Here is a 14,293-nt window from a genome sequence, read left to right as displayed (position 1 = left end):
GAGGAATTTCCTAATGCGCTTACTTATTTTAATAGATTACCGACAAAATTACTAGATTTTCGCCAATTTTCGCCAATCCTACACTCCGGCGACTGCGCCTTGCGGCCCTTTCCGCACGCAAAAAAACCGCCGACTTCATGCTCAAGGCAACGGAATGCTAGTTTCAAGTATACTTTATATAAAAGGTAAACGGCTCCACGAAAGGAATGGTCGGATCATGACAGGCAAACGTATTCGGACGGGAAACGAAATGGTTCTTTTCCCGAATCTATCGGTAACGGCTTACTATGAGCCCATCAGTCAAATCATATGCTATGACGATCTCTCGACGGACGATTTTGTTCATGTTTTTAACAATCGCTATCAACATGACAGCCATCTCGAGCATGCCAAAACCGTTATTCATGAAATGTGCCACTATCTCGACCACATCTCGACGCTGTCCGGCCAGCATTTGCTGGTAGACATTTATGAAGGCATACACGGGTTAACGAGCCAGAGGGAAGATGAATTCTGGAGAATCATGAAGCTGCAAAGAAGAATCAAAGATCTGAACTACAAAGAGTACTATAAGCAAATAAACGGAGATGTCCTTCATCAAGCCGAATGGCAGATGGTATCCTCGATCGGATGCAAATTCGATCCGGACGGCAGAGTGAATTACAACAACTGCCTATTCTTCACCAATTACTATCACAACGGCCGGCACGTCGGCCGCGTCCCCATATCCGTCGAAGCTCTATGGGAAACGAAGGCGAAGGCGATGGAGCTCCAGTATCATAAGATGGTTATCGAACAAACGGCCGGGGACTCCCGCGCTTTCGACCTGGCCATCTTGGAGACGGAATACCGGAAATGGATGAACGATTCCGAACTGCTCACCTACGCGATCGCCGCTCAACTCGTCGCCAAACTGCTGGATAAACCTATTTTCGAAGCGTTTAAGCTGGCATCCAACCTGGCTACCGTAAGCCTGAATTTGCCGTTCGCCTTTTACCCTGCCGTCAAAAGGCCGAACGTTCAAACGCATCCTAACACTATCGATTATTTGACCAGTTACGACCCCGGATTGATTTACTATACATTCGTTCTCAATCTTTCGGAATCGCCCGAAAAAGCAAACCTTTTCGATAGCGGCGGAAATGTCGATACGGAATTGATTTTGCGAATCAACGGTCTTCCCGATAAAAAGACGTTGGAAGCGCATATCGAAAAAGAAATGTACGGTCTGCAATTGGATCTGGCCGGCATGTACGATCGCGATTTCACCGCTCGTCGCTTGGAAGGCATCATGAACGCTTCGGTCATGGGGCTCGATGACAGCATAATGATGAACGATCCCGCCAAATATATCAACATAGCGAATGCGCAATGCTTGCCCCGCAATTTGTTTTTCGGGCAGGACGACGATCTGAACGAAGCCCTTTACGACCGCTATAGCGCATTCGATGAACTGTCCAAATACATGAAGCGTTTTGTCGATGCATGTTAAAAGGTTGCGTTGAAACGCCGGCTCTACGGAATCGTCCGGGTAGAACTTGCGTTCCCTTTTTTTCTGGGAATGTCGCGTTTTTACAATACTCGCTTTCGCATCTCGGTTATGATTGATATAGAACGTGTAACTGGTTCCTAGAAACCAAACAACGAATCGGAGGAATATCGCATGGATCTCAAATATGTAATGTATATCGGAGCTTCGCCGGAGCAAGTATGGCAAGCCTTCATTTCGCCGGAGGGCACGAAAGCGGTATTTTTCGGATGCATTTTGGACTCGACCTTCGAGGTGGGAGCCCCTTATGCCTATATCGGGCCGGGCAACGACGGAGACCAAACGGTTCATGTGTACGGTAACGTATTGGCGTTCGAGCCGAACAAGCGGATGAGCTACACCGAGCATCCGGGACCGTCCTACCGGGACAATCACGCGGAGCTGGAAACAAGGGTTACGCTTACGCTGGAGCCCGTCGGCACCAGTACGAAGCTTACGCTGGTGAACGACAACTGGCCGGCAGACCATCCTTCCTACGAGAATACGAAGGAAAGCTGGCCGATGATTTTGAGCAATATGAAGACTTATGCGGAAACGGGCAAGACGCTGGATTTTGGCTGGTAATCGAAAACGGGACGCGATTGACCCTTGTGAGCGGGCAGGGTTAACGTAAACGCCTCGCATACAAAAACACCGCTAAACGAAGGGACTTCGTTTGGCGGTAACCAGGGAACGTTGAATGGTCAGAAGACACCGGATAGGTGTCTTTTTTATTGTTTTGAGGAGGGGATATGGTGCGGCGCCAAGTCCCCCCAATTGGTAAACCAATAAACTACTTTCGTTTTTGCCCTTCAAGCAGAGCTTTGATTTTCGTCAGATCCTTCCTGTTAGCTCTGCGCATCATGTACGACATAAAAGGCGCAACTAGCCTGGAAAATCCGGTCGGAATCCCTTTGTTCCTCAAAGTCATCCGGGTCCGGTTGCCTTCGATTGATTCCCAGGTATACGTTGTCTCCATCGGAAAAGGCCCGTCAACCGTTCGCATGACAAGCGATTCACCCGGTTTATAGTCCACGATTTGATAGATGTATGCAAGCTCCCTCCCTAGGAATTGCGCTTTAAAGGAAATTTTGGAGCCGATGTCCAGCGGTTTGGGCGTTTGCCATTCTGCCGATTTAATATTTACGTACCATTCGGGGGCATTGTCCGGGTTTGCTGCATATTCCGAAGCTATGCCGCGCGGACAGTTAATCGTGATTTCCGTAAGAACGTTTACCATGTTGGAACTCCCTTCACTCCTAATCTTCCCTGCAAAACCCGAATTATGAGGCGTGGCGGGCACTCAGAAGCGCCGTTACTTTGCATGGGTACCGTTACTCATGGTCAGAATACAACAGGCACCATTATTATGCAATCTTTATTTAAGTTGACACTTAATTAAGTAAGTGCTACATTATTGTCATGATCGATAGAGCCATTCATGCATTAGCGGAGCCCAGGCGCAGAGATATGTTATATCTCGTCCGCGATGGGGAGTTGACCTCCAGCGCCATTGCCTCACATTTTTACATTTCAGCGCCGGCCGTATCGCAGCATCTTAAAGTTCTGGAAGAGGCCGGGCTCGTCGTCGTCAGGCGGGCAGGCACCAAACGATTTTATGGCATTAGGAGGGAAGGGTTCGCCGAATTGATGCAGTATATCGCGAGCTTCTGGGACGACAGCTTGATGCGCTTGAAAGCAGCCGCGGAAGAGGAAGAAAGGAGAAAACATGAATCCAATCAGCAGCAGTGATACGTTCACTAAAGAAATATTTATCGAGTGCCGTCCGGAGACGTTATTCTCGTTCTTTACGGACCCTGACAAGTTGGTTCGTTGGATGGGGCGTCACGTCTTGCTAGAGCCTAGTATAGGCGGCAAATATCGCATCGATATCAATGGAAGCGATATTGCGATGGGCGAATACAAGGAGATTATCCCGAACGAGAAAATCGTCATGACCTGGGGCTGGGAAAAATCGAAGCTCGTCCCTCCAGGATCGAGCACCGTTGAGTTCAAACTGACACCTAAAGATAACGGTACCCTTCTAGTGCTGACTCATTACGATTTGCCGGTCACGGAAATCGCATCTCACGAGAAGGGCTGGACGCATTACATGGATCGTCTTCAGTCGCTCGCGCAAGGTCAAGATCCCGGCGTCGATCCTTGGTCCGAGCAAGCGATGCACTAGTTCACTAATCAATAGAAGTGAACTAGCTGCTAGGAATGTAACAGACAGCCGTTTTTTTTAGTGAAGTGACGTCGAATACGACGACAACGCAAAAAGACACCGATATGGTGTCTTTTTCACATTTTATTTGATGGAGGGGAAGCCCGTTGGAGATAAACAATATTCGCGATGTGGTTCCTGCTTATGCAGCTCACTGTAGCCGCGCATCGCTTCTTCAAGAACCACCCATTCATTTGGAAATCGCTCCTGCACTTCTCCCCAGCGCTTTCAATGTAACCATATCGAACCCCTATCCGAAAATAGCATCGTGCAATGTTATGAAACTGAATAGTTTCTTATATTTATTACAATACTAGAGAAGGAGAATAAAACTTAAGGCAGAAAACATAACGGAAGATTTAACTATATTAAAAATTAGGAGGAAATCATGGGCAGATTAGTTCATTTCGAAATTCATGTAGATGACATGGACCGTGCTAAAAAGTTTTATGGAGAGGTATTTGGATGGACATTTGAAGATTGGAGTGATTACGCTGGAATGCCTTATTTAGGAGCTGTCACTGGCAGTGCAGAGGAGCTTGGAATTAACGGAGCTTTGATGCAGCGTCAAGGGGCTTCCCCAGAACCGGGCAAACCTCTGAATGGCTATGCATGTACAATGGGAGTAGGAGATTACGATTCTACTGAAGCAAAAATCCTTAACAATGGAGGCAAGGTCGCTTTGCCGAAATATGCCCTGCCTGGAATGGCGTGGCAAGGATATTATATGGATACCGAAGGAAATACTTTTGGTATTCATCAGCCAGATAAGAACGCAAAATAGATTTTTCAAAAGGTAATCCCGAGTACCCTGCATGTTATAGATAAATCAAGAGCCCCGACCTCTTGCGGTCGGGGTTCTTCATGTTGGAGGCGAGGGGCGCTGAACCCCTGTCCGAAAATATTGTCACAGGTCCCTTCGGGATGGGTGTAGCCACAGTTTTGAGTCGGCAATGCAACCAACCACGAATCACAAGTGTCTTGCTTACTGAATCCAAGCCTAAAAATCCATCCAAAAAAATTGAGAGACGGCAAGAACGAGCCCAATAACATTCACGACGATAAAAAACCACTTTTTGGCTCTTCGGCTGACGGGCTCTAGACTAAAAAACAAAGTCCAAACCAAAATTCCGTTTAACACAACCATAATAATGAGAGCCAACCACCAATTCGCTGCCATCTCGTTTTCGCCCTTCCCTAACATGAATGTATATTTTTGGAATTGTCTTTTTAAAAATAATTGAATCTCGTCTTCTTTGTCAAGCTCTAGAATTACACATTGAATATTCATGCCTAGCATTCTACCAAGCTTGGCGACATCTTGCCAAATTTCGCCGTTTCCAATTCAAACTCTAGCTATTCAGCAATCTAGATATGTTTTTTCACTAGCTGTCCTACTTGTGTTGCTACAGCTTCCATATCACCATCTACTTCTTCCAGTACATAAGATTCCAAAACCCCCATTACAGCCGTCTCCAAAAACTTCAAAACAATTTGGTAATATTTTTAACAGTAATCTCGTCAAACCCTCCGTCTTCTAACAGTTGCAAATTTTCGAAAAAAACTTATAAAGGTGGTTTCAACTATGTCAGTGACTAAAAAGAATGTAAAATTTAATGCACAAGTGCTATAAGTAGCAGCGATTTTACATGTACCTGGACATGCTCAAGAAAAGAAACAATATTCTGCAATTGTTTGCGTTCATCCTGGCAGGGATCGCTCTGAATGGGTGAATACGGAAAATGCTCATCCGTGCTGAGACAATAAATAGCAATTCTACGCCTATATAAAGCAAAAAGACACCTACACGGTGTCTTTTTGCTTGGTTTTTGGTGGAGGCGAGTTGAACCTCTGTCCGAAATGGCTGATCGAAGTCCATGCGTAGAATCACCTATTCACCTTCAAAGGAATGTTCTTCTAGAATACGAGAGATAGTCTCCACTACATGTAATCCTGTTGCAATATCGACTATAAATTCCACTGCATACTTACGTTCCATTCGCAGATGGTGTCCATTCAACAGCAAAAATGACTTGGTAACAAGATAGGCTGTCCGCTTATTTCCATTATGAAAACAGTGATTTTTGATCAGAGATTCCAGTAATGCAGCGGCCTTATCAAATATGGATAAATATGCATCTTCTCCGAAAATACTTTGCTGAGGTCTATGTACCGCAGAGTCCAGCAAACCGTGGTCTTTTACTCCCGCCTGCTCTGCGTCGTTCATTCTTTTCATCATGAAATAGTGTGCTGAGATAACTTCTTCTTTTGTCAGAAATTTAGGCATATTATCTATCCTTTAAGTCCTCAAGAATACCCTCATCTTCTTCAAACACATCAAAGAAAGCCTCTAACACTTCAGGACGGACATTATCAGGCAATTTACTTTGCCTTGCTTTTCTCAATACAATTTCACCGTGCTCATTTTCGATGAATTCCATTTCATCTCCTTGCGAGACATTTAACTTTTCAGCAAGTCTTTTAGGCAAGCTTACACCCAAGCTGTTTCCCATTCGCCCTATTTTGCGAGAATAACGAGAAAACTTTTGTTTATCGTTCGTCAATTTGACCACACCATTCATTTTACATTCTCTCCTCTATAAGTATGATCAGCGCGTAACGAGTTATACCTTATAACAGTTATAACTTTATAATGTATGTACATTTTATCAAATCTTTCTAAAAACATAAAGCAAAAAGACACCTACACGGTGTCTTTTTACATGGTTTTTGGTGGAGGTGAGGGGAGTTGAACCCCTGTCCGAAAATAACGCCACACAGGCTTCTACGGGTGTAGTCACAGTTTTGATGTCACCCGAGCATCGCCCCGTAACCGGCTATGCTTTGGGTCAGCCTGATTGTCTTCTTCAGCACACCCCAGGCGGAGATGTAGCAGCGTATCCCACTAAAGTTGAGCCCCTATCCCGCCACATGGGCGATGGAGAGTAGAAGCCTGGAGACCGTTATTAGGCGGCCAGAGCCAGAGTTGGTTGTTGTTGTTTGCCGTTTAATTGGCTTTAGCGTTGATGAAGCGGACGCTCCCCACTACCCGCTACCCATGCTCGAACTATCCCCGTCGAATCCATAAACACCCCCGTTTATGGAGCACGTGTCGAGTCTGCGCGCACGAGCGAAAAGAACAACCAAGAACTTTTCGTCGCCGATCGCAACCGAGCTGAGTGCTTAACTTACAAACTTAGTATATCACAAACGTGCGGTACCTGCTGCTCATTTTGATGGAAGCATTCCCGAACGTTGGATCAACTTGAAACCATTTACCGGGCAACCTTCTGCCTCTCGCGAAGCGCGCGTTGAATGTCGCGGTCGGCATCCCGCTTAGCTGCGGTGTCGCGCTTGTCAAACTGCTTCTTCCCTCTGCCGAGGCCGAGGAGCAGCTTGGCATAACCGTTGCGGACGTAAATCTTTAATGGCACTAACGCATAACCCTGCTGCTTGGAAGCGCCGAGCAGCTTGCTGATCTCATACTTCTTCATAAGCAGCTTGCGCGTACGGGTCGGATCATCCGGATTGTGACGATTCCCCTGCTCGAACGGGCTGACATGCATGTTATGCACGAAGGCTTCCCCATTGCGGATTAGCGCGAAGCTGTCCGAAATGTTCGCCTTCCCGGCGCGAACGGATTTGATCTCCGTGCCGGTCAGAACAAGTCCGCATTCATAGGTTTCCTCGATGAAGTAATCATGGGATGCTTTTTTGTTCTGCGCGAGCAGCTTGTTTTCGCTTTTTTGTTTACCCATGTAACTCACTCCCCGATACTCGCCAAAATGTTCAAAATCCCTTGCGCGGCAACGCATTTCTCTCACGTTTGCAGCGATACCAAGGTAGAGCCATTGTATCAACTACACCGCGAGAAAGCAAGGCACAAAACGGTTATACCGTTTCTGTCCTTATGCTGCGCATAGCCTACTCACCGCCGTAGCTACGGGTGTTACACAGGCGAACGACCAGAGACTAACAGGCTGCAAAAAAAGAGCGGCGCTGCACATTAGCAGCGCCGGCCCCCTCTGCGGCTCCGCTTCAGCCGCAGAGCACAGCTGCGCCGCTTATTTGCGGCGCTTCTTCCCGCTGCCGCCTACCGCGCCGCCGCGCACACCGCCCTTGCGGCGGCTTCCGCCACCGCCGCCGCCGCTTGCGCCTGCGCCGCCTTGTCCCCCGGCTCCGCCGCGCGGCCTGTTGCGGTCACCGCCGCTCGCTGCGCCCGTGCCGCCACCGCCACCGCCGCCGCTTGCGCCCGCGCCGCCTTGCCCGCCGGCTCCGCCGCGCGGCTTGCCGCGGTCACCGCCGCCAGCTGCGCCCGTGCCGCCTGCGGCGCCGCCACCGCCGCGCCGCTTGCCGCGGTCGCCGCCGGCATAGCCGCCTTGGCCGCCTTCGCTGCGGCGGCCGCGCCCTCTGCGGCCCGCGCCGCCTGCTCCGGCGGCCTCGTAGCCGCCGCCGTTACCGTCGCGGCGTCCGCCGCGCTTGCGGCCGTCTCCGGGGCCGCGATCGGCACCGCCGCCCCTCGGGCGGTCGACGAAGTTCATTTTTTGCCCGCGCGGCTTCGTGTCGACCATCTCGAAATCGATCGTATGCTCGTCCATGTTCACACGCGTCACGCGCACCTTCACTTCGTCGCCGATCCGGTATACCTTCGACGTCCGCTCGCCGATAAGCGCATGCTGCATTTCGTGGTAGTGGTAGTAATCGTCGGCCATATCGCTCAGACGGATCAGGCCTTCGACCGTATTCTCCAGCTCGACGAACACGCCGAAATTGGTCACGCTGCTGATAATGCCTTCGAATTCGAAGCCGATTTTGTCGAGCATGAACTCGGCCTTCTTCAGCGCATCGGTTTCACGCTCGGCTTCGACAGCTACCCGCTCGCGCTCCGACGATTGCCGTGCGATATCGGCCATTTTGGCGGACAGGTTCTCGTGACGCGCTTCCGAAAGCGCCCCGGTCTCCAGCACCTCGCGGATAACGCGATGAATGATCAGATCCGGATAACGCCGGATCGGAGATGTAAAGTGAGAGTAATACTCCGCGGCAAGGCCGAAATGGCCCAGACTCTCCGCTTCGTACCGCGCTTGCTTCATGGAACGGAGCAGCACGGTGCTGATGACCGTCTCTTCCTTCGTCCCCTTGATCTCCTCAAGCAGCGTTTGCAGCGCGCGCGGGTGAACCGTGTTGCCTTTGCCGCGTACGACATAGCCGAAATTGGCGATGAACGTCATGAAATTCATCAGCTTTTCGGCGTCCGGGTCTTCATGGATCCGATATAAGAACGGCACCTTCAGCCAGTAGAAATGCTCCGCTACGGTCTCGTTCGCTTTCAGCATGAACTCTTCGATGATCATCTCGGCGATCGAGCGCTCGCGTTTCACAATGTCCGTCGGCTTGCTGTTCTCGTCCACGATAATTTTGGATTCCTGGAAGTCGAAATCGATTGCGCCGCGCTGCATCCGCTTGGAACGCAGCTTCATCGCCAGCTTCTCCATCAGCCGGAAATCGTCGACCAGTCCCGCGTAACGCTCGAGCAATTCCTCTTCCGCTTCGCCGGTCAAAAGTTTGCGGACATTCGTGTACGTCATCCGTTCCGTCGTGTTAATAACGCTCGTAAAAATATCGTGGCGTACCACGTTCGCATCCGCGTCGATTTCCATTTCGCACGACATCGTCAGCCGGTCCACCTGCGGATTCAAACTGCAGATCCCGTTCGATAGTCTGTGCGGCAGCATCGGGATTACCCGGTCAACCAAGTAAACGCTGCAGCCCCGGTTATACGCCTCCCGGTCGAGCGCCGAATTTTCGCGTACGTAATAGCTGACATCGGCGATATGAACGCCAAGCAGGTAATTGCCGTTCGGCAGCTTCTCTACATTGACCGCGTCGTCCAAGTCTTTGGCATCTTCGCCGTCGATCGTGACGATACGTTTGCCGCGCAAGTCCCGCCGTCCCTTCAATTCTTCCTCGCTTATGCTGTCCGGCACGGCATCCGCTTCATGCACGACTTCCTCTTGGAACGCCTCCGGCAGCATGAATTTCCGGATAATGGCGATAATGTCGACGCCCGGATCGTCTTTATGCCCTAAAATTTCAATGATTTCGCCTTCCGCCGCGGCACGCCCTTCCGGGTAGCTGACAATATGCGCCACAACCTTCTGGCCGCTCACTGCGCCCATCGACGCTTGCTTAGGGACGAACAAGTCGCGGGAAAGCCTTTTATCGTCGGGTATGACAAAGCCGTATGTTTCATAATCTTCGTATGTACCGACTACCTGCGTATTCGCCCGCGTAACGACGCGTACGACTTCTCCTTCGAGCTTGCCGCCTTGTCCGCCTTTGGACAGACGTACGAGCACGGTATCGCCGTTCATCGCGCCGCCCATATCGTTCGCGTGAATATACACGTCAGGATGGCTTTTATCCTCCGGAATAAGGAATCCAAACCCTTTGGCATGCGCCTGAAGCCGCCCGCGCAGCAAATTCATCCGCTCCGGAATGCCGTATCGTTCGCTTCTCGTGCGTAATATTTGACCGCTCTCTTCGAGCTGATTCAGAAGCTTCAGAAAGCTTTTGAAATCGTCCGCATCCTCAATGTGAAAATGATTCTCCAGCTCGTGATACGTCATCGGCTTATACGCTTTTTCTTTCATAAAATCGAGCAATTCCTGCTCCGTTACCATATTCTCATCACCCTCTACCTCTAGTATACGCCAGGAAGCTGTCTGTCAAACGGAATGATGTGCCAAACCGCGACGTTTCACCAACAAAAAAACAGCAGGAGACCCGCCCCTGCCGTTTACATGTTCTCTGTATCATTCTTTTACGAAGTACGCTACAAGCAGCGACAAAATAATGAACAACCCAGCCAGCACCATCGTCAAGCGCGATAGCAGCAGTTCAAGTCCGCGCGCCTTTTGCTTGCCGAACAAGTGCTCGGCACCGCCTGAGATCGCTCCGGAAAGTCCGGCGCTTTTCCCTTTTTGCAGCAGAACAATGGCAATCAATCCGAGCGAAACGATCACGAGTAAAATCTTACATACCAAAGCCATCGACTAATCCCCCTCAGCAATTCACCTTACGTTGTCATATCGTCATAAACGCAATGGCCGATCGGCCGAAATGGCCCGTCCCATTAGCGGTAGGCACAAATCCGTTATCCGCTTGCACAAACTCGCAAACAGGGCATAGTTTTCCAATAAAACAGACAATACAAACATTGTACCACAGCTTGTTTACGATTACAACGAAGCTTGTACAGGAGGAAGCGTATCAAAATAAAGGAAACGGATTATGAAACCAAAATATCGTACAAGGAATTTCCAATTTCGTATATACTAATGTATCATAAACCATTCCCTGGGAGGATCGACCAAGTGGACCCCGAGCCCGAGCAAACATCTTTATGGAATCTAATCAAGAAAGGCAATATGTCGTCTGCTTCGGCAGCGATCGGAAACACGTTCATCGCCATCGTGAAAGGCATTGCAGCGGGCATCACCGGCAACGGCGCCATGTTCGCGTCAACGATGCATTCCATAGCCGATGCAGTCAATCAAGGCTTCGTATTCGCGGGAAGCGTGCTGGCGGAGAAAAAACCGACGCGCAGATTCCCGACAGGCTTCGGCCGCGTCATCAATATCTTTTGCATGATCGCGGTGATCGTCGTGACGATTATGGCCTACGAAACGATACGCGAAGGCTTTCATCTGCTCAGCCACCCGGTCGTGCATACATCCGGTTTCTGGCTCAATTTTATCGTTCTGGTGCTTTCCATCGCCGTAGACGGATTCGTTCTCTACAAAGCCATGAAGGAAATCGTCCACGAAACGCGTTCGGATGCCAAAGGATTCGCGGTCGCCCGTTCCGCCTTCCGCAATGTCAAACGCGCAGCGCCGCCTACCCGGCTTGTGTTTTATGAAGATTTGGTCGCGACTACGGGCGCCTTGCTGGCTCTCGTTGCGGTCGTCGTCACCAGCCTTGTTGATTTTGCCGCATTGGACGGCATCGTTACGATCGCCATCGGTCTTCTTATGATCGTCGTTGCGTTCCGAGTCGGCTACGACAATATGGTCGGACTGATCGGCGTTGCCGCTCCGCAAGAGATCGAAGAGAGAGTCGCCAAAATCATTTTCTCCGACGGCAGCGTGACGGACATTTACCAGCTGCGCGTCCTGCAGGAGGGCCGGTACTATCATGTCGAGGGCATGATCGAGCTCAAGCCGGGTTTAACGCTTGCAGACGCTGACGATATCAAGTTCAAAGTACGCGATAAGCTGCTTCAGGATCCCGACATAACCGATGTCACGCTCGGCATCATCGAAGACAACGGGGTCAAAAACTGGATCCCGGTCGGCAGCCGCTAATACGGCGCTACATAATGGCCTTCCTGCCTAGGAAGGCTGTTTTTCTTTGTGATCTTCACAAGATGACGCGCCTTTGAATCACCGTATTCCGATTCCTATTCGAGAGCCGAGTCCCAACGAAAAAGACCCTCACCGCCGCAAGGACGGTAAAGGTCTTCCATGTGGATCGTTACGCAATGCCGATCGATTTTAAGTAGGTGATGCTCATTTCCACGCTTTCCAGCGGCGGACGCTGACATTGATCCTGCTCGACGATGTAAGCCTGAATGCCCGCTTCTTCCGCAGCGTTGAAGATGGAAGCAAAATCGATGATGCCGTGTCCGACTTCGGCGAATGTGCCGCTTTCGTCGCCCGTCATGTCTTTCACGTGAACAAGCGGAACGCGGCCCTTCAAGGAAAGCAAATAGTCAAGCGGGTTCAAGCCGCCTTTTTGCACCCAGTACAAATCGAGCTCCGCTTGCATCAGATCGCTGCCGACCGACGCGTACAGCTTGTCGAGCAAATATTGACCGCCCACCTGCTCGAATTCGAATGCGTGGTTGTGGTAGGCGAACGTGAGACCGGCCGCCTTGCAAGCCTGGCCGACCGTACGGAATGTGGCGCAGTAGGCGTCGAACCCTTGCGTATCCACTAACTTTTCCGCCGGCAGCCATGGGCAAACGATATAGGAGGCGCCGATCTCTTGGCTGTACGCGATTTGCTCCTGCAGCTGGCCGCTCAATGCGTCGATGCCTACATGACTGGAAATCGCCCGCAACCCCAGGCCATCCAGCACGCTGCGCATTTCTTTCGCCTCGATGCCGCCGTAACCGGCAAATTCAACCGCTTGATAGCCGAGCGCAGCAACCTTCTTCAACGTGCCGATAAAATCCTGTTTCGTCTCCTCGCGAAGCGTGTACAACTGAAGTCCAACCGGAATTTTACTCATTTGGTCATCTCCTCAAGCGTTTTCGTCAGCAAACGCAGCATGATAAGCAACAATTTGTCAGAACCGCTTCTTGGCGTCTCGTCAGAAACGCTGCATCGTAACAACGGCCGTTCGTTGGAACCGCCTATTTGAAATGGCTTAGAACTTTGATTTCACAGGCAGTAGACCGAAAGACTTGCCACTCCCTCAAAATAACAGGTTACGCGTATCGCGTATAGGTAGGGTTGTTGGCGAAAATATATGCTATTTTGCTTCTTCCTCAAGCCGACAAAAAACGCCGGACACCTGCCCTCCAGCGTTTTGACTGTAATGTATTCCGAAATCGAAATGCCCTGCGAACATGCCGAATATTGGTGTTCCGCTCAACTTATCCAAATGACCGCGCAGGACGCTCTCTTTTCCTTTTGCCCCCCAGGAACGCCGTTATCGCTTGCTTGGCGCACCATAGCGCAAACAAAGTGAACCAGACTGCCCATACAATGGCCGGTAACGGCGTCGCGCCGCTCAAAATGGTCGCATCTCCAGCTCCTCCGGGACGGTTCAGTGCGTAATATACGAGGGAGAACGGGCCGAAAACCGACTCTTCCAGCGTCAAGAACGCAATGATGAGGAAGACCCATTTGCCGATGACGTTGTTTCCTCCGAATAAGATAACCAATACCGTAAACACGAGAAACCCGAGCAGCCATAAAACGCCGAATTCATTGCGTACGAACAGCACCAGCGTAACCGCGGCGAGTGCCGCCATAGTAATAAGACCTGCTTTATGCTTCCCTTTGGCGTATAGAACGAACAGCAGCCAAGCGAAGAGCGACGCCATCATATATCCTGACAGCGCAATCGGGATTATCGCCCACGGCTGCGAGACGGCGCTGCGGGTCACTCCGCTGTGATCGACATACAGCTCGATTTCCATTACGCTTCCCTGCAGGAGGAGCGTCGTCAAAGCATGACCCGACTCGTGAATCATCGTATCGAGATTGCGAAAAAAATCGGAGAACGGAAGAAAATGAGTCAGCAGCGCCGACCCGATCAGAATCAATATCGTTAACATCCACTTCCCCACGGAATCACTCCTCTAACGGCCATAGCCGGCATGCAGCAGCCCTACCTGCCTCCTATATCCTATGCGTGGGCGGCGTAAACAACCCTACTAGTTGAGCGCGTCTCCCGGCTTGCGACGAGCGACCAAAAGAAAGACGCCTATGTCGCTTTAATACGGCGGCATAGGCGTCCCGTTTCGG

General features: G+C 50.5%; 15 protein-coding genes, 1 other RNA gene and 1 pseudogene. 6 read left to right on the top strand and 11 right to left on the bottom strand.

Annotated features, from left to right (window positions below; translation table 11 throughout):
* Nucleotides 1–217 precede the first annotated feature (217 nt).
* Nucleotides 218–1,492 carry a hypothetical protein gene (locus ACKGJP_RS01705; protein WP_409343972.1) on the top strand — a complete coding sequence of 425 codons (1,275 nt, stop codon included), beginning with the start codon at nucleotides 218–220 and terminating at the stop codon, nucleotides 1,490–1,492.
* Nucleotides 1,493–1,663: 171 nt separating this feature from the next.
* On the top strand, nucleotides 1,664–2,113 hold the full coding sequence (locus tag ACKGJP_RS01700) for an SRPBCC family protein (RefSeq protein WP_409343971.1): 450 nt from the start codon (nucleotides 1,664–1,666) through the stop codon (nucleotides 2,111–2,113).
* A gap of 208 nt (nucleotides 2,114–2,321) precedes the next feature.
* Here the strand turns inward: ACKGJP_RS01700 and ACKGJP_RS01695 are convergent, their stop codons facing one another.
* Nucleotides 2,322–2,768: an SRPBCC family protein gene (locus ACKGJP_RS01695; RefSeq protein WP_409343970.1), complete on the bottom strand. Its 447-nt coding sequence runs from the start codon at nucleotides 2,766–2,768 to the stop codon at nucleotides 2,322–2,324.
* Nucleotides 2,769–2,950: 182 nt separating this feature from the next.
* Between ACKGJP_RS01695 and ACKGJP_RS01690 the strand changes: the two genes are divergently transcribed.
* From ACKGJP_RS01690 to ACKGJP_RS01680, 3 genes are all read left to right on the top strand, one after another.
* Complete coding sequence (locus tag ACKGJP_RS01690) at nucleotides 2,951–3,280, top strand: ArsR/SmtB family transcription factor (protein WP_409343969.1); 330 nt, start codon at nucleotides 2,951–2,953, stop codon at nucleotides 3,278–3,280.
* A complete protein-coding gene (locus ACKGJP_RS01685) occupies nucleotides 3,258–3,716 on the top strand; it encodes an SRPBCC domain-containing protein (RefSeq protein ID WP_409343968.1) in 459 nt (152 codons plus the stop codon). The genes ACKGJP_RS01690 and ACKGJP_RS01685 overlap by 23 nt, the downstream gene beginning before the upstream one ends.
* Before the next feature lie 427 nt (nucleotides 3,717–4,143).
* A complete protein-coding gene (locus tag ACKGJP_RS01680) occupies nucleotides 4,144–4,539 on the top strand; it encodes a VOC family protein (RefSeq protein WP_409343967.1) in 396 nt (131 codons plus the stop codon).
* 216 nt (nucleotides 4,540–4,755) lie between these two features.
* Here ACKGJP_RS01680 and ACKGJP_RS01675 read toward each other — a convergent pair whose 3' ends face one another.
* From ACKGJP_RS01675 to secG, 8 genes and pseudogenes are all read right to left on the bottom strand, one after another.
* Nucleotides 4,756–5,046: a hypothetical protein gene (locus ACKGJP_RS01675; protein ID WP_409343966.1), complete on the bottom strand. Its 291-nt coding sequence runs from the start codon at nucleotides 5,044–5,046 to the stop codon at nucleotides 4,756–4,758.
* A 77-nt stretch (nucleotides 5,047–5,123) separates the two neighbouring features.
* A pseudogene (locus ACKGJP_RS01670) lies at nucleotides 5,124–5,249 on the bottom strand (TetR/AcrR family transcriptional regulator); the annotation flags it as partial.
* Nucleotides 5,250–5,646: 397 nt separating this feature from the next.
* Complete coding sequence (locus tag ACKGJP_RS01665) at nucleotides 5,647–6,042, bottom strand: type II toxin-antitoxin system death-on-curing family toxin (RefSeq protein WP_409343965.1); 396 nt, start codon at nucleotides 6,040–6,042, stop codon at nucleotides 5,647–5,649.
* Nucleotide 6,043: 1 nt separating this feature from the next.
* Nucleotides 6,044–6,337 carry an AbrB/MazE/SpoVT family DNA-binding domain-containing protein gene (locus tag ACKGJP_RS01660; RefSeq protein WP_409343964.1) on the bottom strand — a complete coding sequence of 98 codons (294 nt, stop codon included), beginning with the start codon at nucleotides 6,335–6,337 and terminating at the stop codon, nucleotides 6,044–6,046.
* A gap of 149 nt (nucleotides 6,338–6,486) precedes the next feature.
* Nucleotides 6,487–6,851, bottom strand: a transfer-messenger RNA (tmRNA) gene (ssrA, locus tag ACKGJP_RS01655).
* Between the two features lie 179 nt (nucleotides 6,852–7,030).
* Nucleotides 7,031–7,513 carry an SsrA-binding protein SmpB gene (smpB, locus tag ACKGJP_RS01650; RefSeq protein ID WP_409343963.1) on the bottom strand — a complete coding sequence of 161 codons (483 nt, stop codon included), beginning with the start codon at nucleotides 7,511–7,513 and terminating at the stop codon, nucleotides 7,031–7,033.
* Nucleotides 7,514–7,819: 306 nt separating this feature from the next.
* Nucleotides 7,820–10,438: a ribonuclease R gene (rnr, locus tag ACKGJP_RS01645; RefSeq protein WP_409343962.1), complete on the bottom strand. Its 2,619-nt coding sequence runs from the start codon at nucleotides 10,436–10,438 to the stop codon at nucleotides 7,820–7,822.
* Nucleotides 10,439–10,570: 132 nt separating this feature from the next.
* Nucleotides 10,571–10,807, bottom strand: a complete 237-nt coding sequence (gene secG, locus ACKGJP_RS01640; RefSeq protein ID WP_409343961.1) for a preprotein translocase subunit SecG — start codon at nucleotides 10,805–10,807, stop codon at nucleotides 10,571–10,573.
* A gap of 378 nt (nucleotides 10,808–11,185) precedes the next feature.
* On the opposite strand from secG, the gene ACKGJP_RS01635 reads away from it, so the two are divergent.
* Nucleotides 11,186–12,121 carry a cation diffusion facilitator family transporter gene (locus ACKGJP_RS01635; RefSeq protein ID WP_409347048.1) on the top strand — a complete coding sequence of 312 codons (936 nt, stop codon included), beginning with the start codon at nucleotides 11,186–11,188 and terminating at the stop codon, nucleotides 12,119–12,121.
* 169 nt (nucleotides 12,122–12,290) lie between these two features.
* Here ACKGJP_RS01635 and ACKGJP_RS01630 read toward each other — a convergent pair whose 3' ends face one another.
* Nucleotides 12,291–13,049, bottom strand: coding sequence for a sugar phosphate isomerase/epimerase family protein (locus tag ACKGJP_RS01630; protein WP_409343960.1), 759 nt, complete (start codon nucleotides 13,047–13,049; stop codon nucleotides 12,291–12,293).
* 367 nt (nucleotides 13,050–13,416) lie between these two features.
* The gene (locus tag ACKGJP_RS01625; protein ID WP_409343959.1) at nucleotides 13,417–14,115 is read right to left on the bottom strand and encodes a M50 family metallopeptidase; all 699 of its coding nucleotides are present in this window, start codon (nucleotides 14,113–14,115) and stop codon (nucleotides 13,417–13,419) included.
* Between the last annotated feature and the right edge of the window lie 178 nt (nucleotides 14,116–14,293).

The organism is Paenibacillus litoralis, assembly GCF_046244365.1.
Taxonomy (GTDB): Bacteria; Bacillota; Bacilli; order Paenibacillales; family NBRC-103111; genus Paenibacillus_V.
The sequence above is the reverse complement of the archived record's forward strand: the minus strand, read 5'-3'. Positions and strand labels throughout refer to the sequence as shown.